This is a genomic window from Nocardioides cavernae (assembly GCF_016907475.1).
GTDB classification, from domain to species: Bacteria; Actinomycetota; Actinomycetes; order Propionibacteriales; family Nocardioidaceae; genus Nocardioides; species Nocardioides cavernae.
Genome location: NZ_JAFBCA010000001.1, coordinates 2,264,041 through 2,283,020 on the forward strand (window position 1 = coordinate 2,264,041; position 18,980 = coordinate 2,283,020).

An 18,980-nucleotide genomic window follows, 5' to 3' on the forward strand; every position below is an offset into this window, starting at 1 on the left:
GCAGGATCTCCGCATGGTCGCGATCACCCCGGACAGCCCGATCGGCGCGGTGTTCGGCAACAGCCACAAGAAGCGCAAGCTCGCCGAGGAGGGCCTCGGGCTGGAGACGGTCGGTGACCTGCTGCGCCACTTCCCCCGTCGCTACGTCGCCGCCACCGAGCTCACCGAGGTCGCCACGCCCGTCGTCGGCGACCAGCTGACGATCGTCGGCGAGGTGCGTTCGTGCGAGAGCGCACCGTTCTTCAGCGGCAACCGCCGCCAGTTCCGTACGACGGTGCGGGTCCGCACCGACGGCCCCGACTTCTCCATCACGCTGTTCAGCCCCTACGCCAGCCTGGCCGAGCGCCACGAGGCCGAGTTCCGCCCGGGCAGCCGGGCGATCTTCACCGGCAAGGTCAAGCAGTACCGGGGGAGCTGGCAGCTCGAGCAACCCCACGGCTTCGCCCTCGACGGCGACGAGGCGGTCTCGATGAGCAAGCTCATCCCGATCTATCCCCTCACCGCCAAGCTCTACTCCTGGGACCTGCAGAAGGTCGTCTCCGCCGCGCTCGACCTGGTGACCGGCGTGCCCGACGTGCTCACCCCCGAGCTGCGCGAGCGGTTCGAGGTGCTCGACGTGATGCAGGCGCTGCGCTGGGTCCACGCCCCCGACGACTGGAAGCAGGTCGGCGCCGCCCAGAAGCGCTTCCGCTTCGAGGAGGCGCTGGTGCTCCAGCTCGTCCTGGCCCGGCGCCGGGCGGCGCACCGTGCCCAGGGTGCGCGCGCCCGCACCCGCCGCGACGACGGGTTGCTGGCCGCCTTCGACGCGCGGCTGCCGTTCGAGCTGACCGGTGGCCAGCGCGAGATCGGCGACCTGGTCGCCGACGAGCTGGGCCGGGACCACCCGATGAACCGCCTCCTGCAGGGCGAGGTGGGCTCCGGCAAGACGCTCGTCGCGCTCCGCGCGATGCTCCAGGTGGTCGACGCCGGGGGGCAGGCCGCGCTGCTCGCCCCGACGGAGGTGCTCGCCCAGCAGCACCACCGCTCGATCTCGGCGATGCTCGGCGACCTCGCCCAGGGCGGCATGCTCGGCGGCGACGCCGACGCCACCCAGATCGTGCTGCTGACGGGGTCGATGGGCAAGGCGGCCCGTCAGGAGGCGATGCTGCGCATCGTCACCGGCGAGGCCGGCGTCGTCATCGGCACCCACGCCCTCCTCGAGGACAAGGTGGAGTTCGCCGACCTCGGCCTCGTCGTCGTCGACGAGCAGCACCGCTTCGGCGTGGAGCAGCGTGCGGCGCTGACCGACAAGGCCGGCACGCCGCCCCACGTGCTCGTCATGACCGCCACCCCGATCCCGCGCACCGTCGCGATGACCGTCTTCGGCGACCTCGAGACGTCCGTCCTCGCCGAGCTGCCCGCCGGGCGGGCGCCCATCCAGACCAACGTCGTCCCGCTGGCCGACCAGCCGACGTGGATCGACCGCGTCTGGCAGCGGGTGCGCGAGGAGGTCGAGCAGGGCCACCAGGCCTACGTCGTGTGCCCGCGGATCTCGGGCGACGCGGGGGAGGAGGGCGAGACCGACCAGCTCGACTTCGACGAGGACGGCGCCGACATCACGCCCCGGCGGCCGCTCGCGGCGGTGGAGGACGTCCACGCCGAGCTGGTGGCCGGCCCCCTCGCCGGGCTCCGCACCGCCGTCCTGCACGGACGCATGGCGCCCGACGACAAGGACCGCACGATGCGCGCCTTCGCTGCCGGCGACATCGACGTGCTCGTGTCGACCACGGTCATCGAGGTCGGCGTCGACGTCCACAACGCCACGACGATGGTGCTCCTCGACGCCGACCGGTTCGGCGTCTCCCAGCTCCACCAGCTGCGCGGTCGGGTCGGCCGCGGCGGCCTCCCCGGGCTCTGCCTGCTGGTCTCCCACGCCGACCTCGGCACGCCCGCCCGCGAACGACTCGACGCCGTGGCGGCGACCACCGACGGCTTCGAGCTCAGCCGCGTCGACCTCGAGCAGCGCCGCGAGGGCGACGTGCTGGGCGCCAACCAGTCGGGCTTCCGCTCCGGTCTCGTCACACTTCGGGTATTGCGCGACGAGAAGACGATCGTCCGTGCCCGGAACGCCGCGGAGGCGCTACTCTCCGAGGATCCGGCGCTCGCACACGCGCCCGCCCTGGCCGACGTCGTCGCCGAGGTGGAGCGCTCCGCGGCGTCGGAGTTCATGGAGAAGGGCTGACCACGGGGACATGACTCGCATCATCGGGGGCACGGCGGGGGGCCGCCGGCTCGAGACGCCGCGCGGCCAGACGACCCGTCCCACGAGCGATCGGGTGCGCGAGGCGTTGTTCTCCGCGATCGAGTCGCGCACCGGCTCGCTCGACGGGCTGCGCTTCCTCGACCTGTACGCCGGCTCCGGCGCCGTGGGGCTGGAGGCGTGGTCGCGGGGCGCCGGCGTCGTGACGATGGTGGAGCACGACCGGCGCACCGCATCGTTGATCGCCCGCAACGCCGCCACCCTCGGCTTCTCGCGCGCCCGGGTGGTCGCGACCTCCGTGGCGTCGTTCCTCGCGTCGCCTCCCGCCGCGCCCTACGACGTGGTCTTCGCCGACCCGCCCTACCCGATGTCCGACCAGGACGTCGACGCCGACCTGGCCGCGCTGGTGGACCACGGCTGGCTCGTGCCGGGTGCCCTGGTGGTCGTCGAGCGGGCGGCCAAGCGCACCGTCGTCAGCTGGCCGCCCGGCCTCGAGGAGGACCGCACACGGCGCTACGGCGAGACCACGCTTTGGTACGGTCACGCCACCGTGGCCCCCTGATCCCGAGACGGGACCAGAGCCCCCGCCCCGAAGGAAGGACGCCCGTGCGTCGCGCTGTCTGCCCCGGGTCGTTCGACCCGGTGACCAACGGCCACCTCGACATCGTCGGTCGTGCCGCGAAGCTCTTCGACGAGGTCGTCATCGCCGTCGGCGTCAACATGAGCAAGAACCGGCTGTTCACGCCCGACGAGCGCATCGCGATGCTGCGCGAGGCCACCTCGGGCATCGCCAACGTGCGCGTGTCGGGCTTCGACGGGCTCATCGTCGACTTCTGCCGCGAGATCGAGGCCGTGGCGATCGTCAAGGGCCTGCGCGGGGCCGGCGACTACGAGTATGAGCTTCCGATGGCGCAGATGAACTCGCACCTCACCTCGGTCGAGACCGTCTTCCTCCCCGGTGCCGTCGGCAACGCGTTCGTCTCCTCGAGCCTGATCAAGGAGGTCGCGGCGCTCGGGGGCGACGTACGTGGCCTGGTCCCCGATTCCGTGCGCGAGCAGCTCGTGTCGCGGCTCGCCGAGCGCCGGGCCTGAGCTCCGCCCAGACCCCCTGGGGTGCGCCCACCCGTCACTCGTTTTGCCCCGTCGGTGGGGCGACGGATACGATTCCGAGGTTGTGTTGGTGTCCAGATGTGGGAGTTCGACGTGAGCAGCCTGGACCCGAAGGCGCCGCTTGTGCTTGATACGCGCGAGCTCGGCCGCCGTCCGGGGTCCCAGCGTGAGCTCGAGCTCTCCGTTCCGGCGCCAGCAGAACTTGGCATCGAAGTCCTCTCTGTCCCCGAAGGATCGCCGGTCGAGCTCGACCTGCGGCTGGAGGCGGTCATGGAGGGCGTGCTGCTCACGGGCACGGCCACGGCCGCGCTCGAGGGGGAGTGCGTACGCTGCCTGCAGCAGATCGAGGACGAGATCCACGTGACGCTGCAGGAGCTCTACGTCTACCCCGACCAGCACGACAAGGCCGCGGAGCACGACGACCGCGACCTCGACGACGAGACCAGCCGGCTCGAGGACGACCTGATCGACCTCGAGCCCCTGCTGCGGGACGCGGTGGTGCTCGCACTACCGTTCCAGCCGCTGTGCATGGACGATTGCCCGGGATTGTGCACCGAGTGCGGTGCGCGACTCGCGGACGACCCGGACCACGCGCACGACGCGGCGATCGACCCGCGCTGGGCAGGGCTCCAGCAGCTCAGGCCGGACACGGCAGCAGACCCAGCACCGAACCAGCAGGACACCCAGGACTGACCTCCACCGGGAATCCCCGGCGGAGAAGCAAGCAAGCCACACGTTAAGTAGGAGACCACCATGGCTGTTCCGAAGCGGAAGATGTCGCGCAGCAACACGCGTCACCGCCGTTCGCAGTGGAAGGCCGTCGCGCCGACCCTCGCGACGTGCGCCAACCCCGCCTGCGGCGCCAAGCACCTCCCGCACCGCGCGTGCGGCCAGTGCGGCCAGTACGGCGCCAAGGCCGACCGTCGCCAAGTTCTCTGATCGTCCTCTGACCACCGACGAGCTCCGCGCAGCGCTCGGTGATCCGGTCCTGGATCCCGAGCTGCTGCAGCGTGCCCTGACCCACCGCTCGTTCGCCTACGAGAACGGGCAGCTCCCGACCAACGAGCGCCTGGAGTTCCTGGGGGACTCCGTGCTCGGGGTCGTGGTCACCGAGACGCTCTACCGCGTCCACCCGGACTTCAGCGAGGGCCGCTTGGCCAAGCTGCGGGCCGCGGTGGTCAACGCGCGCGCCCTCGCCGACGTCGCGCGGCAGATCGGTCTCGGCCAGCACATCAAGCTCGGTCGCGGCGAGGAGACCACCGGCGGTCGCGACAAGGCCTCGATCCTGTCCGACACCGTCGAGGCGGTCATCGGGGCGATCCACCTCAGCGGTGGCATCGACGAGGCCGCCAAGGTCGTCCACCTCCTCTTCGACCCGGTGATGGAGGCCGCGGCGTCCATGGGCGCCGGCCTCGACTGGAAGACCTCGCTCCAGGAGCTCTCGGCCGACCTCGGGCTGGGCGTCCCCGAGTACCTCATCGAGGACGACGGCCCCGACCACATGAAGACCTTCGTCGCGCGCGTGCGCGTCGGCCAGCAGGTCCTCGGCAACGGCACCGGCCGCTCCAAGAAGGAGGCCGAGCAGGGCGCCGCCGAGACCGCCTACCGCGAGATCAAGGCTGCCCACGCCAACGGCCAGCCCGTGCCGGAGGCCGTTCCTGCGCCTGTCGTGGCACCGGCCGCGGCCACCGGCCCCGACGCCTGAGACGTGCCCGAGCTCCCCGAGGTCGAGGTCGTCCGCGCCGGGCTCGAGCGCCACGTCGTCGGCGCGAGCATCGAGGCCGTCGAGGTGCTCCACCCGCGGCCCGTGCGCCGCGACCACCGCGGGCCGACCGGGTTCGCCGCCGCCCTGGTGGGCCAGCGCATCGAGGCGGTCCGCCGCCGCGGCAAGTACTTCTGGCTCGCCCTCGCCAACGGTGACGCCCTGCTGGGCCACCTCGGCATGAGCGGGCAGATGCTCCTCCACGAGCCGGGTGCGCTCGACGAGCGCCACCTGCGGGTCCGGTTCACGCTCGCCGCCCCCGCGCCGCTGGTCGAGGAGGGCACCCCGGCGCCCGTCACCAGGCCCCTCGAGATGCGCTTCGTCGACCAGCGCATGTTCGGCGGCCTCGTGGTCTCGGCAGGCGGCGCGGAGCTGCCGGCCGAGATCGTGCACATCGCCCGCGACCCGATCGACCCGGAGTTCGACGACGACGAGTTCGTGCGCCGCGCGCGGCGTCGTACGTCCGCTGTCAAGCGGCTGCTGCTCGACCAGGGCCTCATCTCGGGCGTGGGCAACATCTATGCCGACGAGGCGCTCTGGCGCGCCCGGCTGAACGGAGAGCGGCCGGGGGACCGGCTCACCGGTCCGGTGCTGCGCGAGCTGCTCGGCCACGTCCGCGACGTGATGGGCCAGGCGCTGGCCCAGGGCGGCACGTCCTTCGACGCCCTCTACGTCAACGTCAACGGCGAGTCCGGCTACTTCGACCGCTCCCTCGACGCCTACGGCCAGGAGGGGGAGCCGTGCGGACGCTGCGGCACCGCCATCCGCCGCGTCGCCTTCATGAACCGCTCGTCGTTCTTCTGCCCGACCTGCCAGCGGCCGCCGCGAGCGCGGCGCGCCGGTAGGCGTTGACCGCCCGCCACCTCGGTGGGACTCTTGGAGACGGCCGCTACGCGGTCCAGTACCCCCTTCTGGAAAGGCACCCCATGGCGAAGGCGCTGATGGGTCATGTGAACAACGACGTACGGACCGCCTCGGTCCTCGCAGTCGAGAACAGCCGGCTCCGCCGCCGGGTCGGGGACCTCGAGTCACTCGTCCTCCGGCTGCAGGCCGAGAACGACCGCCTGGCTGCGGCTGCTCGTGACGAGCTGAAGGTGGAGGACCTCCAGCCCGCCTGACGCGACCCGCGTCACGTCACGGAAAACCTGCTGCACCCCGCCGACCCCCGGCGTAGGGTCTCGCGCTTGTGACCCGCTTCGTCGAGACCGTCCTGCCGGCCCGTCTCGGCCGACGCTTCCGGTGGCTGCTCGCCTCGTCGTGGACGACCAACATCGGCGACGGGGTCGCGATGGCGGCCGGGCCGCTGCTCGTCGCCTCGCAGACCGACGACGCGCGCCTGGTCGCGATGGCCGGGCTGCTGCGTGGACTGCCGTGGCTGCTGATCGGGCTGCACGCGGGCGCCATGGCCGACCGCCTCGACCGGCGTACGGTCGTGGTGACCGCGAACCTCGTGCGCACCGTCGTCCTCGCGCTGCTCTGCGCCTCGATCGCCACCGGTCACGTGTCCATCACGGTCGTGCTGGTCTCGGTCTTCGCGCTGGGCGTGGCCGAGGTGTTCGCCGACTCGACCTCGAGCACGCTCACCCCGATGTTCGTCGACAAGGCCGACCTCGGCATCGCCAACTCCCGGATGCAGGCCGGTCTCCTGACGGCCAACCAGCTCGTCGGACCGCCGGTCGGGGCGTTCCTGTTCGCAGCCGGGATGGTGTGGCCGTTCGCGAGCCAGCTCGTGTGCGTCCTGCTCGGCGTGGTCCTGGTGTCGCGCATCGGCTCGACCCGCGACCAGGTGCGCGCCTCGGTGGACACCCACGTGCGCCAGGACATCGTCGAGGGCATCCGGTGGCTCTGGGGCCACGCGGCGATCCGCACCCTGGCCATCGTGATCCTGACCTTCAACATCACCTGGGGCGCCGCGTGGTCGATCCTCGTGCTCTGGTCCCTCGACCGGGTGCACATGGGGGAGGTGGGCTTCGGCCTGCTGACCACCGCCTCGGCGCTCGGCGGGATGGTCGGCACGTTCCTCTACGGTCGGCTGGAGCGCCGCTTCGACCTCGCGACCCTGATGAAGACCTGCCTCCTCCTGGAGGTCCTCATGCACCTGGCGCTGGCGCTCACCACCGTGCCGTGGGTCGCCCTGTTGATCATGTTCGGCTTCGGCGCCTACGCGTTCGTGTGGTTCAACGTCTCGCAGGTCGTGCGCCAGCGGGCCGTGCCGATGGAGTTCCAGGGCCGGGTGGGCTCGGTCTACCTGATCTTCGTCTTCGGTGGGATGGTCATCGGGCAGGGCATCGGCGGCGTGATCGCCCAGCACTGGGGGCTGGCCGCGCCGTTCTGGTTCGCCTTCGTCGGCTCCGGCCTCACCCTCGCGCTCGTGTGGTCGCGGTTGCCGAGCATCGCGCACGCCGACGAGCCCGCGGCCGCGACCGCCTGACCGGGCTACGACGGCTCCGGACCGACGTCAGGGACGCAGCCGGCGTCCCAACCGAGCCACCAGGCCGGTGCCGTCCCGTGGGGCGGGGTCCGTCGCCTCGGCACGCGCCCGGTCGCGCTCGCGGCGCGCCCGGTCGCGGGCCGACCGCACCTTCGCGAGACGTTCGCGTGTCTCCGTGAGCTGTTGCTCGAGGTCGGCGACGACGTGGGCCGGCACCAGGTCCGCGTCGCCGGGCCGCGGTGACGGCGACTCGTCCGGGAGCTCGGCCCGGAGCCGGGCGAGGGCGGCTCGCGCCTCCTCGGTGGCCACCGCCGGGTCGCGCCGGCGGTCGAGCCGTCGCAGGGTCGCGTAGAACTCCTGGTCGCCCACCCGCGTCGCGGTGATCCGCTCGACGGCGAAGTCGACGTGGCCGAGGGCGAGCAGGTCGTCCAGCAGGCCGGCGAAGACCTGCGGCGTCAGGGGCCAGACGTGGCAGTCGACGTAGTCACCGGCCTGCTGCCGGGCGACGTGCCGGCGTACGTCGTCGAGCGGGTGCGACCCCTGCGTCGGCGGCTCCTCGCCGGCCCACGCCTGCTCGGCGGAGTGGTCGACGGCCCGCATGAAGTGGTCGAGCACCGCGCGCACCGACGGCGTGCGGTCGCCGTCGAGGTGCGCCTGGACCACCTGGCCGACGGTCGCCGGGGTGCGGTGCACGTCGAAGCAGTAGCGGCGGTCCGGGACGGCCAGCAGCAGGGCGCCGTCCCAGGTGAGCACCTGGGCGACGTCGCGCAGCCAGCCGACCATGTCGGGCACGTGCTCGATGACGTGGCTGGCCACCACGTGCTGGTAGGGCGCGTCGGCCGCGACCGCCTCGGCGAGCGTCGACACGGTGCCGTCGGGGCGGGTGAGCCAGAAGTGCTGCTCGGGGATCGCGTCGGGATCGACGGCCGGGTTGCCCTCGTAGTGGGCGACCAGCCCAGTCCGGTCGACGACGTCGACGTAGCGGACGTCGGCCACCTCGGCGCTGACGACGGGGTTGGCCAGGGGACCGATCTCGAGGCAACGCCCCTGACGGAGGTCGACGTCCCCCACGATCCGGGCACGGCGTGCGGCTCTCATGCCTGCCGACCCTAGGTCGTCACCCGGCCGGTGCCCCGCACCCCGTGCCACGATGGGCGCGTGGATGCCCTCGCAGAGCTCGTGGAGTCCCTGCCCGCCGGTGTCGTCGCGACGGACCCCGCGACCGTCGACACCTACCGCCACGACTGGTCGCGCGACGTCGGCGCCGGCACCCCGGTGGCGGTGGTGCGCGTCGAGGACGCCGAGCATGTGCAGGTCGCGGTGCGCTGGGCGGCCCGTCACGGCGTACCGGTCGTGCCGCGTGGCGCCGGGTCAGGTCTCTCGGGTGGCGCCAGCGCGGTCGACGGCGGCATCGTGCTCAGCCTCGAGCGGATGCGGGCGATCGAGATCGACACCAGCTGCCAGGTCGCCGTCGTCGAGCCGGGCGCCTTCAACGCCGAGGTGAAGGCCGCCTCGCGCGAGCACGGCCTCTGGTACCCGCCGGACCCGTCGTCCTACGAGATCTGCTCGATCGGCGGCAACGTCGCCACCAACGCCGGCGGCCTGTGCTGCGTGAAGTACGGCGTCACCACCGACTACGTCCTCGGCCTCGACGTCGTCCTCGCCGACGGCACCCTCATCACCCTCGGCGGCAAGCGGATCAAGGACGTCGCCGGGTTCTCCCTGCTCAAGCTGTTCGTCGGGTCCGAGGGCACGCTCGGCATCGTCACCAGGGCGATCCTGCGGTTGGTGCCGCTGCCGCTCCCGCCCGCGACGCTGGTGGCGTCGTTCCCGTCGGTGGTGGCCGCGGCCGAGGCGGTCGTCGCCGTACGACGCTCGCTGCGGCCCTCGATGATGGAGCTGATGGACCGCGCCACCATCAACGCCGTCGAGGACTTCAGCCCGCGCGGCCTCGACCGCACGGCCGGCGCGCTGCTGGTTGCCCAGTCCGACGCACCGGGCGATGCCCGGACCGCGGAGATCGCCACCGTCGAGGCGGCCTGCGTCGCCGCCGGTGCGACCGAGGTCGTGGTCACCGACGACCCGGCCGAGGGGGAGATGTTCGTCGAGGCCCGGCGGATGGCCTTCCCGGCCGTCGAGGCACGCGGCAGCCTGCTGCTGGAGGACGTCGGCGCCGCGGTGCCGCTGCTGCCCGACCTCCTCGCCGCGGTCACGGAGATCGCCGAGCGCCACGACGTCGAGATCCCCACCGTGGCTCACGCGGGCGACGGCAACACCCACCCGATCATCGTCTACGACGCCGCCGACGCGGACTCCGAGCGCCGGGCCCGCGCCGCGTTCGACGACATCCTCCAGGCGGCCATCCGCCTCGGCGGGACCATCACCGGCGAGCACGGGGTGGGGCGCACCAAGAAGGCCGCGCTGCCCGACCAGCTCGGCGAGGACGTGATGGCGCTGTCGCGGCGCATCAAGGACGCCCTCGACCCCGCCGGCATCCTCAACCCGGGTGCTGTCCTATGAAGCCCATCGGCTGCCCGGGGTCCCCGCGGCGTTGTTCGGAGGAGCTGAGCGGGGGAGAAGAACGTCGTGGGGTGGGTCTACCGTCGGCTCCATGATCCGCGAGCGCCACCTCTTCGGTCCCGGTCCCTCCAACCCCTACCCGGAGGCCACGCGCGCACTCGCCGAGCCGCTGCTCGGGCACCTCGACCCGGAGTTCCTCCGGATCATGGATGAGACCTGCGACATGCTGCGCGCCGCCTGGGGCACCGACAACACCCGCACGCTGCCGCTCAGCGCGACCGGATCGGCCGGCATGGAGGCGGCGTTCGTCAACACCGTGCACCCCGGCGACGTCGTCGTGGTCGCGGTCAACGGGCTCTTCGGCCAGCGCATGACCGACGTCGCAGCCCGGTGCGGCGCCGAGGTCGTCGCGGTCGAGCACGACTGGGGGCAGCCGGTCGACGTCGACCGCGTGCTCGCCGCGCACCCGTCGCCCGCGATCATCGCCGCGGTCCACGCAGAGACCTCGACGGGCGTCCGCTCCGACATCGCCGCGCTGGGGGCCGGGAAGGGTGACGCCCTGCTCCTCACCGACGCCGTGACCTCGATCGGCGGCATCGAGCTGCGCGCCGACGACTGGGGCGTCGACATCGGCTATGCCGGCACCCAGAAGTGCCTCGGCGTCGCCCCCGGACTGGCGCCGTTCACCATCAACGACCGCGCCTTCGAGCGCCGCGTCGAGACGCCGCGATCGTGGTACCTCGACCTCGGCATGCTCGGGGGCTACGTCGGTGAGGCCGGCGTCAAGGGCGGCCAGCGGACCTACCACCACACCGCACCCACGGCGATGGTCGCGAGCCTCCACGGCGGACTCACCCGGATCCTCGAGGAGGGGCTCGAGGGCGTGTGGGCGCGCCACCAGGAGGCCGGCGACGCGCTGCAGGCGGGGCTCCAGGAGATGGGCCTCGAGCTGTTCGCCGCCGAGGGCAGCCGGCTGCCGGAGCTCACGACGGTCAACGTGCCCGACGGCGTCGACTCCGCGGCCGTCCGCAAGGAGCTGCTCGACCGCCACGGCATCGAGATCGGCGCGGGTGCGGGGGCGTACGCCGCCAGTGTCTGGCGCATCGGCCTCATGGGCCGCAACGCCCGCCCCGACGCGGTGCTGCTCGTGCTCGCGGCGCTGAAGGACGTCCTGGGTCGTGGCTGACGGCCTGGTGCTGCGTCCGATGACGCAGCACGAGTACGACACCTACCGCACGCGGTCCGTGCAGGACTACGCCCGCGAGATCGCCGAGGCGCGCGGCCTGGACCCCGCTGATGCCCTGGCGACCGCCGAGGGAGAGTTCGCCGAGCTGCTGCCCGACGGGTTGCCCAGCCCCGGCATGCACCTGTGGACGGCGGTGACCGGTGACGGTGAGGCCGTCGGCCTGGGCTGGCTCGAACTGCGCCGCAAGACCTCCGGGGTGTCGGCCTGGGTCTACGACGTGCACCTCGACGCCGACCGACGGGGGCAGGGTCTCGGCCGGCAGCTGATGGAGGCCTTGCACGAGCAGGCGCGGGAGCTGGGCGCGACGACGATCGCCCTCAACGTCTTCGGGCACAACACGGCAGCGATCCGGCTCTACGACTCGCTCGGCTACGCCGTCACGGCGCAGCAGATGCGTCGCGACCTCTGACCGCGCCGACGGGGTCAGTCCAGCCGCTCGACCGCCAGCCGACCGAGCGCCACGACGCCGCGCTGGGGCGGGCGTACGTCGGTGAAGCTGACGTCGAGGACCGAGACCGTGCGGCCGGTCCGCACGACCAGGACCCGGCGCCAGTCGGCGAAGTCCGACTGGAACCACCCGATAAGCATCCCGGCGGACTCGTCACCGACCAGCGGCGGGAACCACGCGCGGTTCTTGAGGCGGACGTCGCTGCCCTCACCGTCGTCGGTGTCGACGTCGCCCACGCAGTGCTTGCTGAAGCCGCGGTAGCGCTGCACGAGGGCGCGGGCCTTGCGCACCGAGTCGAACCGGACGAGGGTCTGGTCGATGAGCGCCACCGAGCGGCGCCGGCTGCTGGGCGAGACGCTGCCCTCGATCGCGCTGCTGCCGCGCACCGCGACGCCCTGGTCCTCGCAGCCCCGCGGCGAGAAGACGGGGGACCGCATCACGGTGCGCAGCGGATCGCGCATGTCGGGGTAGACGACGACGTGGTCCTCGAGCGTGAGGAGGTCCGCCCGGGTGAGCCGCTCGGGCGGTGCCGGCGCAGCGACGACCGCTGACGGCGCAAGGAGCGCGGCGAGGACGGCCAGGGCCGCGGCGAGGGGGATGAGCGGGCTCGGCATCGCCCCAGCATGGCCCGGTGCCACGCCGCGTGCAACGGCCGCGAGCGGCGGCGGGTGTCGTAGGGTGAGCCGCGCTGAGCTTCCCCAGTTGTCAGTGGCCGTCTCTCGACCCGGTGAGGAGCCCGCGTTGTACCTGAAGAGCCTGACCCTCAAGGGGTTCAAGTCCTTCGCGTCCTCGACGACCATGCAGCTCGAGCCGGGCATCACCTGCATCGTCGGCCCCAACGGATCGGGCAAGTCCAACGTCGTCGACGCCCTCGCCTGGGTGATGGGCGAGCAGGGCGCCAAGAGCCTGCGCGGCGGCAAGATGGAGGACGTCATCTTCGCCGGCACCTCCGGCCGCCCCCCGCTGGGCCGCGCCGAGGTGCAGCTGACCATCGACAACTCCGACGGCGCGCTGCCGATCGACTACGCCGAGGTCACGATCAGCCGCACGATGTTCCGCAACGGCGGCTCGGAGTACGCCATCAACGGCACCGGGTGCCGGCTGCTCGACGTGCAGGAGCTGCTCAGCGACTCCGGCATCGGCCGCGAGATGCACGTCATCGTCGGCCAGGGGCAGCTCGACTCGATCCTGCACGCCACCCCCGAGGACCGCCGCGGCTTCATCGAGGAGGCCGCCGGCGTCCTCAAGCACCGCAAGCGCAAGGAGAAGGCGCTCCGCAAGCTCGACGCCACCGACGGCAACCTCACCCGGCTGGCCGACCTGCTCTCGGAGATCCGTCGCCAGCTGAAGCCGCTCGGCCGGCAGGCCGAGGTCGCCCGGCAGGCGCAGACGGTGCAGGCCGACGTGCGCGACGCCCGCGCCCGCCTCCTCGCCGACGACCTCGTCAACGCGCGCACGGCGCTCGAGTCCGAGATGGCCGACGAGTCGCTGCTCGTGCAGCGGCGCGAGGAGGTCGAGGCGCAGGTCGCCGCCGGGCGCGAGAGGGAGTCCCGGCTCGAGGCCACCCTGCGTGACGACCTGCCCCGCCTGGCCGCCGCGCAGGAGACCTGGTTCGCCCTGTCCGGGCTCAAGGAGCGGCTGCGCGGCACCGCGTCGCTGGCCGACGAGCGGATCCGCAACGCGGCCGGTGCCGCCGAGGGCGACACCGTCGATTCCGGCCGCGACCCCGACGACCTCGAGGCCCAGGCCGAGCGCGTACGCCGCCAGGAGGCCGAGATCGCCGAGCAGGTCGAGCAGCAGCGCTCGGGCCTAGACGCCGCCGTGGTCGCCAAGCGCGCGGCCGAGGAGGCCGCGGCCGAGGAGGAGAAGCGCATCGCTGGGCTCCAGCGAGCAGCCGCCGACCGGCGCGAGGGTCTCGCGCGCCTCACCGGCCAGGTCAACGCCCTGACGTCCCGCTCCGAGGCGGCCGACGCCGAGATCCAGCGGCTCACCGACGCCCGCGAGGACGCCGCGACCCGCGCAGAGCGGGCGCAACGCGACTTCACCGCGCTCGAGACCCGGGTCGCCGGGCTCGACGCCGGCGAGGAGGGTCTCGACTCCGAGCACGAGGACGCCGTCGCCGCCCTCGACGAGATCGACGAGCAGCTCGCCCGGGCCCGTGAGGACGCCCAGCAGGCCGAGCGCGAGCGCGCCGGCCTCGTCGCGCGCCGCGACGCGCTCGAGATCGGCCTCAACCGCAAGGACGGCGCCGGCGCCCTGCTCGCCGCGACCGACGAGGTCGGCGGCCTGCTCGGCTCGGTGGCGGCGCTCCTCGACGTCGACCACGGCTACGAGACCGCGGTCGCCGCCGCGCTCGGTGCCGCTGCCGACGCGGTCGTCGTCTCCGACGCCGCCTCGGCCGTCGAGGCGATCGCCCACCTCAAGCACGACGACCTCGGTCGCGCCGGGATGCTGCTGGGTGGCGCACCTGCCGCCGACCGCGACTGGCCCCCGCTTCCCGACGGAGCGGCCTACGCCGTCGACGTCGTGTCCGCGCCCGACGACGTACGCCCTGCCGTGGCGCGGCTGCTCCACCTGGTCGCGGTCGTCGTCGACCTCCCTGCCGCCCGGCGGCTGGTCGCCGAGCGTCCCGACGTCGTCGCCGTGACTCGCGAGGGCGACCTGCTCGGCGCCCACTTCGCGGCCGGTGGATCCACCAGCCAGCCGAGCCTGATCGAGATCCAGGCAGCCGTCGACGAAGCCGGTGCCAAGCTCGCCGAGGCGACCGCGTCCGCGGAGCGGCTGGGCTTCGAGATCTCCCGCCTCGAGGCCGCCCGCCACGACGCCCTCAAGCGCGTCGACGTCGCCCTTGCGAAGCTGCACGAGTCCGACGCGACCCTGGCCGCGGTGGCCGAGGAGCTCGGGCAGTACGGCTCGCAGGCCCGCGCCGCCAAGGGCGAGGCCGACCGGCTCGAGCGCGCCATCACCACCGCCCGCGAGGCCCGGGAGGCCGCCCTCGCCGGGCTGGTCGACCTCGAGGCCCGACTCGCCGCGGCCCAGGACGTCACCGACGAGGAGCCCGACACCGCCGACCGCGAGCGCCTGGCCGAGGCGGCCCGGGAGGCACGCCAGGCAGAGATGGACGCGCGTCTCGCCCTGCGCACCGCCGAGGAGCGGGCACGGGCGCTCAACGGTCGCGCCGACTCGCTCCTGCGCGCCGCGCAGGCCGAGCGCGAGTCGCGCGCCCGCGCGGCCGAGCGCCGCGAGCGGCTGATCCGTGAGGGGGCCGCTGCGAAGGCGGTGTCCTCCGCGGTGCGAGTCGTGCTCCACCAGCTCGAGCGCTCGGTCATGCTGGCCGCCGACGAGCGCGCCGCCGTGGAGGAGTCCCGCCGGGGGAGCGAGCAGGAGCTCATGGCCGTGCGCACCCAGCTGCGCGACCTCGGCCGTGAGCACGACGAGCTCGTCAGCTCCGTCCACCGTGACGAGATGGCCCGCACCCAGCAGAAGATGCGCATCGAGCAGCTCGAGGAGCGCGCGCTGGAGGAGCTCGGCCTGGACCCCTCCGGCCTGGTCGACGACTACGGCCCGGCCACGCTCATCCCCTTCACCGGGCAGGTGCCCGAGGGCGAGGAGCCGCCGGAGCCCACGCCGTTCGTGCGCGAGGAGCAGGCCAAGCGCCTGCGCACCGCCGAGCGGACCCTGTCGATGCTCGGCCGGGTCAACCCGCTCGCGCTGGAGGAGTTCTCCGCGATGGAGGAGCGGCACAAGTTCCTCACCGAGCAGCTCGAGGACCTCAAGCGCACCCGCAAGGACCTCCTCGACATCGTCCGGGAGGTCGACGCCCGCGTGGAGCAGGTCTTCACCGAGGCCTACGCCGACGTGGAGAAGGCCTTCGACTCCACCTTCGCGCGCCTCTTCCCGGGCGGTGAGGGACGACTCGTCCTCACTGCTCCCGACGACATGCTCAACACCGGCATCGAGGTCGAGGCGCGACCGGCCGGGAAGAAGGTCAAGCGGCTCTCGCTGCTGTCGGGCGGCGAGCGGTCCCTCGTCGCGGTCGCCTTCCTCGTTGCGCTCTTCAAGGCCCGGCCCTCGCCGTTCTACATCCTCGACGAGGTCGAGGCAGCGCTCGACGACACCAACCTCGGCCGGCTGCTGGAGATCTACGAGGAGCTGCGCGAGAACTCCCAGCTGCTCGTGATCACCCACCAGAAGCGCACCATGGAGGTCGGCGACGCGCTCTACGGCGTCACCATGCGGGGCGACGGCGTCTCCGCGGTCATCAGCCAGCGGCTCCGCGACGCGGAATCCGCCTGATGCCCCAGGACGTCCCCACCCGGTCCGACTACGTCGCCTGGCGGACCGCGACGACGCGGTGGCGCGACGACGACGCCTACGGCCACCTCAACAACGCGACCTACTACGAGCTGTTCGACACCGCGGTCAACGCCTACCTCTACGAGGCGACCGGCGTCGACGTCCGGGCGCTGCCGCAGATCGGCGTCGTCGCCGAGACGAGCTGCCGCTACTTCCGTGAGATCGGCTTCCCGGAGCCGATCGAGATGGGCCTCGTGGTCGACAAGGTGGGATGGAGCTCGATCGTCTACCGCATCGGCCTGTTCCAGGGAGCCTCGGACGAGGCGGCGGCCGAGGGGCGCTTCGTCCACGTCTACGTCGACAACTCGAACGGCGCCGGCGAGCGGCCGGTCACCCCGATGCCCGACGTCGTGCGCGAGGCCGTCGTACCCCTGCTCCGCCCGGAGGGGTGAGCGGCCTCACCCCGACGCGCCGGTGGCGGCCGTCGATGCGTGGGCGCCACCCGTCGTGTGCCACCGTGGAGGAGACCCGACCGGCCCACCTCGGAGGAACCCCGTGCTCGCGATCGTCCTGATGATGTCCCTCGGCGTGCTCGTCGCCGCGGCCGTGGCTGTCTACGTCGCCTATCCCCACCGCGGCGAGGAGATGCCCGTCGCGCCGCAGCTCGGCGACGCCATGCGCAAGGGCGTCGACGCCCTCCCGACCCTCGAGGACTCGGAGTCTCGCGTCTGACCCCACCGGGCGGGTGACTCCCGGCGTGGCGCCTCGCGCCGACCCGCGCGCGGACTAGCGTGCGAGAGGTGACCGGCTCTCGCCACGACGTCGCCAAGGGCTACTGCGCCGCCTGCGGCGCGATGGTGCCCCGCCAGTTCCGGTCCGGACCCGACGGCCGCCCCGACGCGGCCTGTCCCAGGTGCGGGAGCCTGGAGCGGCACCGGTTCCTCTCGCTGCTGCTCGGCAGCCTCTCGCCCGAGCTGCGCGACCTCGACACGGTGGTCGAGATCGCGCCGTCGCGCCAGTCGAAGGTGCTGCTCGACCGGCTCGATGCCCGGCGCCGCATCAGCCTGGACGCCGGCTACGACGCCCGCGACGTCGACGCGCTGGCCAGCCTGACCCACCTCCCGCTGCGGGACGGCTCGGTCGACCTGCTGGTCTGCTACCACGTGCTCGAGCACGTCCCGGACGACTGCGCGGCGATGCGCGAGATCGCGCGGGTGCTCAGCCCGCGCGGCATCGCGCTCCTCGAGGTGCCGATCAAGATGGGCGTGGCGACCGAGGAAGACCCGTCGGCGACCCCGGAGGAGCGCATCCGTCGCTTCGGCCAGGTCGACCACGTGCGCTGGTACGGCGACGACTTCGACGCGCGCCTCGCGGACGCCGGCCTCGCGTCGGTGCGGGTGACGCCGCCGGCGCTCGTGGGGGAGTCCGCGGTGCGGTGGTTCCGGCTGATGCCCCACGAGGTCGTGTGGGTGGTGCACCCGGGCCGGGGGAGCGCGTCCCCGATGCTGGCGGGCGGCCCCGGCTCGGGCCTCACCGCCGCTTTCGACGCCGTGCTCGCCGACCTCGCGAAGGCCCAGGGCCGCCTGGCACGCGAGCGCGAGCGGGCCACCCGACTCGTCGCCCAGCGCGACAGCCTGCGTGCTCGTCTGGCCGAGGAGCAGGCCCGCCGAGCGGCCGGGGTGCTCACCCGGCTTCGGCGCGTCGTGCCCCTCTGATTGGATTGACCCCATGGGTGACTGGCTCTATCTGATCATCGCCATCGCGGTCGTGGGCCTCCTCACGCTCGCCGGGCTGCTGACCTCCGGACGACGGCGGAAGGAGGTGCCGCCGCCGAGCGGGCGCACCGACGTCATCGCGCCGCCCCCGACCGAGGCCGAGGTCGCGACCGAGGCGCCGCCGGAGCCGGCGGTCGACACCGCCGAGCCGGTCGTCGGGGCCCCGACCCTCGAGAAGCCGGAGAGCACGGCGTCGCGCCTCGTGCGCCTGCGGCAGCGGCTCTCCCTCTCCCAGGGAGGCCTCGGCAAGGGCCTGCTGGCCCTGCTCAGCCGCGAACGCCTCGACGAGGACACGTGGGAGGAGATCGAGGACACCCTCCTGACCGCCGACATCGGCGTGGCGCCCACCCAGGCGCTCGTGGAGCGCCTCCGCACCCGCCTGCGGGTCGAGGGTGGCCAGCCGTCCGACGTACGAGCGGTGCTGCGCGAGGAGCTGATCGAGCTCGTCGGCACCGACCTCGACCGACGCGTGCAGGTGACCGGCGCCGACGGCAAGCCCGGCGTGGTGCTCGTGGTCGGCGTCAACGGTGCGGGCAAGACCACCACCGTCGGCAAGATCGCCCGGATCCTCGTCGCCGAGGACCTCTCGGTCACGCTCGGTGCCGCCGACACGTTCCGCGCCGCCGCCGTCGACCAGCTCGCCACGTGGGGTGAGCGCGTGGGCGTCGAGGTCGTGCGCGGCCCCGAGGGCGGCGACCCGGCCAGCGTCGCGTTCGAGGCCGTCAAGCACGGCGTCGACAACGGCGTCGACACGGTGCTCGTCGACACGGCCGGCCGCCTGCAGAACAAGGCCGGGCTGATGGACGAGCTCGGCAAGATCAAGCGCGTCATCGAGAAGCAGGCCGACGTCACGGAGGTCCTGCTCGTCCTCGACGCCACCACCGGCCAGAACGGCCTCATCCAGGCCCGCGTCTTCAGCGAGATCGTCGACGTCACCGGCATCGTGCTCACCAAGCTCGACGGCTCCGCCAAGGGTGGCATCGTGGTGCAGGTGCAGCGCGAGCTCGGGGTGCCGGTCAAGCTCGTCGGCCTCGGCGAGGGACCCGACGACATGGCGCCGTTCGACGCGGCCGCCTTCGTCGACGCGCTGCTCGGCTGACGAGCCGGCACGTCCTCGCGCCCGTGCGGCGTCGAGGCGGCGCGTCCTGATGCC

The 18,980-nt window shown here is 73.0% G+C and carries 19 protein-coding genes; 17 read left to right on the forward strand and 2 right to left on the reverse strand.

What is annotated here, in order from left to right; genetic code table 11:
* Window positions 1-13: 13 nt before the first annotated feature.
* The 9 genes from JOD65_RS10585 to JOD65_RS10625 all read left to right on the forward strand — a co-directional run bounded on the left by JOD65_RS10585 (window position 14) and on the right by JOD65_RS10625 (window position 7,542).
* Entirely contained in the window at window positions 14-2,221 is a 2,208-nt protein-coding gene (locus tag JOD65_RS10585) for an ATP-dependent DNA helicase RecG (protein WP_191196672.1), read from the forward strand.
* Window positions 2,222-2,231: 10 nt separating this feature from the next.
* Entirely contained in the window at window positions 2,232-2,801 is a 570-nt protein-coding gene (gene rsmD / locus JOD65_RS10590) for a 16S rRNA (guanine(966)-N(2))-methyltransferase RsmD (protein ID WP_191196673.1), read from the forward strand.
* 44 nt (window positions 2,802-2,845) lie between these two features.
* Window positions 2,846-3,331 carry a pantetheine-phosphate adenylyltransferase gene (coaD, locus tag JOD65_RS10595; protein ID WP_191196674.1) on the forward strand — a complete coding sequence of 162 codons (486 nt, stop codon included), beginning with the start codon at window positions 2,846-2,848 and terminating at the stop codon, window positions 3,329-3,331.
* Between the two features lie 111 nt (window positions 3,332-3,442).
* Window positions 3,443-4,042, forward strand: coding sequence for a YceD family protein (locus tag JOD65_RS10600; RefSeq protein WP_307821079.1), 600 nt, complete (start codon window positions 3,443-3,445; stop codon window positions 4,040-4,042).
* A gap of 60 nt (window positions 4,043-4,102) precedes the next feature.
* Window positions 4,103-4,288: a 50S ribosomal protein L32 gene (gene rpmF / locus JOD65_RS10605; protein ID WP_179617666.1), complete on the forward strand. Its 186-nt coding sequence runs from the start codon at window positions 4,103-4,105 to the stop codon at window positions 4,286-4,288.
* A 64-nt stretch (window positions 4,289-4,352) separates the two neighbouring features.
* Window positions 4,353-5,054 (forward strand): ribonuclease III, encoded by a 702-nt coding sequence (gene rnc, locus JOD65_RS10610; protein ID WP_443678560.1) that lies wholly within the window; start codon window positions 4,353-4,355, stop codon window positions 5,052-5,054.
* Window positions 5,055-5,057: 3 nt separating this feature from the next.
* Window positions 5,058-5,963 carry a bifunctional DNA-formamidopyrimidine glycosylase/DNA-(apurinic or apyrimidinic site) lyase gene (gene mutM, locus JOD65_RS10615; protein ID WP_191196676.1) on the forward strand — a complete coding sequence of 302 codons (906 nt, stop codon included), beginning with the start codon at window positions 5,058-5,060 and terminating at the stop codon, window positions 5,961-5,963.
* A 74-nt stretch (window positions 5,964-6,037) separates the two neighbouring features.
* Entirely contained in the window at window positions 6,038-6,229 is a 192-nt protein-coding gene (locus JOD65_RS10620; protein ID WP_191196677.1) for a hypothetical protein, read from the forward strand.
* A gap of 68 nt (window positions 6,230-6,297) precedes the next feature.
* A complete protein-coding gene (locus JOD65_RS10625; protein WP_191196678.1) occupies window positions 6,298-7,542 on the forward strand; it encodes an MFS transporter in 1,245 nt (414 codons plus the stop codon).
* Window positions 7,543-7,569: 27 nt separating this feature from the next.
* Here JOD65_RS10625 and JOD65_RS10630 read toward each other — a convergent pair whose 3' ends face one another.
* Window positions 7,570-8,640, reverse strand: coding sequence for a class I SAM-dependent methyltransferase (locus JOD65_RS10630; protein ID WP_191196679.1), 1,071 nt, complete (start codon window positions 8,638-8,640; stop codon window positions 7,570-7,572).
* A gap of 60 nt (window positions 8,641-8,700) precedes the next feature.
* On the opposite strand from JOD65_RS10630, the gene JOD65_RS10635 reads away from it, so the two are divergent.
* The 3 genes from JOD65_RS10635 to JOD65_RS10645 all read left to right on the forward strand — a co-directional run bounded on the left by JOD65_RS10635 (window position 8,701) and on the right by JOD65_RS10645 (window position 11,717).
* A complete protein-coding gene (locus JOD65_RS10635) occupies window positions 8,701-10,062 on the forward strand; it encodes an FAD-binding oxidoreductase (RefSeq protein WP_191196680.1) in 1,362 nt (453 codons plus the stop codon).
* A 91-nt stretch (window positions 10,063-10,153) separates the two neighbouring features.
* A complete protein-coding gene (locus JOD65_RS10640) occupies window positions 10,154-11,248 on the forward strand; it encodes a pyridoxal-phosphate-dependent aminotransferase family protein (RefSeq protein ID WP_191196681.1) in 1,095 nt (364 codons plus the stop codon).
* The gene (locus JOD65_RS10645; protein WP_191196682.1) at window positions 11,241-11,717 is read left to right on the forward strand and encodes a GNAT family N-acetyltransferase; all 477 of its coding nucleotides are present in this window, start codon (window positions 11,241-11,243) and stop codon (window positions 11,715-11,717) included. Before JOD65_RS10640 ends, JOD65_RS10645 begins: the two co-directional genes overlap by 8 nt.
* Window positions 11,718-11,731: 14 nt before the next feature.
* On the opposite strand, the gene JOD65_RS10650 is transcribed toward JOD65_RS10645, so the two are convergent.
* Complete coding sequence (locus tag JOD65_RS10650; RefSeq protein ID WP_191196683.1) at window positions 11,732-12,370, reverse strand: hypothetical protein; 639 nt, start codon at window positions 12,368-12,370, stop codon at window positions 11,732-11,734.
* A 127-nt stretch (window positions 12,371-12,497) separates the two neighbouring features.
* Here JOD65_RS10650 and smc point away from each other — a divergent pair, with 127 nt between their 5' ends.
* The 5 genes from smc (at window position 12,498) to ftsY (ending at window position 18,926) form a co-directional block, all read left to right on the forward strand.
* On the forward strand, window positions 12,498-16,052 hold the full coding sequence (gene smc / locus JOD65_RS10655; protein WP_191196684.1) for a chromosome segregation protein SMC: 3,555 nt from the start codon (window positions 12,498-12,500) through the stop codon (window positions 16,050-16,052).
* Complete coding sequence (locus JOD65_RS10660; RefSeq protein ID WP_191196685.1) at window positions 16,052-16,504, forward strand: acyl-CoA thioesterase; 453 nt, start codon at window positions 16,052-16,054, stop codon at window positions 16,502-16,504. The genes smc and JOD65_RS10660 overlap by 1 nt, the downstream gene beginning before the upstream one ends.
* Window positions 16,505-16,607: 103 nt before the next feature.
* Window positions 16,608-16,784, forward strand: a complete 177-nt coding sequence (locus tag JOD65_RS10665; protein WP_172259152.1) for a hypothetical protein — start codon at window positions 16,608-16,610, stop codon at window positions 16,782-16,784.
* A 68-nt stretch (window positions 16,785-16,852) separates the two neighbouring features.
* Window positions 16,853-17,767 carry a class I SAM-dependent methyltransferase gene (locus JOD65_RS10670; protein WP_191196686.1) on the forward strand — a complete coding sequence of 305 codons (915 nt, stop codon included), beginning with the start codon at window positions 16,853-16,855 and terminating at the stop codon, window positions 17,765-17,767.
* Between the two features lie 13 nt (window positions 17,768-17,780).
* Window positions 17,781-18,926, forward strand: a complete 1,146-nt coding sequence (ftsY, locus tag JOD65_RS10675; RefSeq protein ID WP_191196687.1) for a signal recognition particle-docking protein FtsY — start codon at window positions 17,781-17,783, stop codon at window positions 18,924-18,926.
* Window positions 18,927-18,980 lie beyond the last annotated feature (54 nt).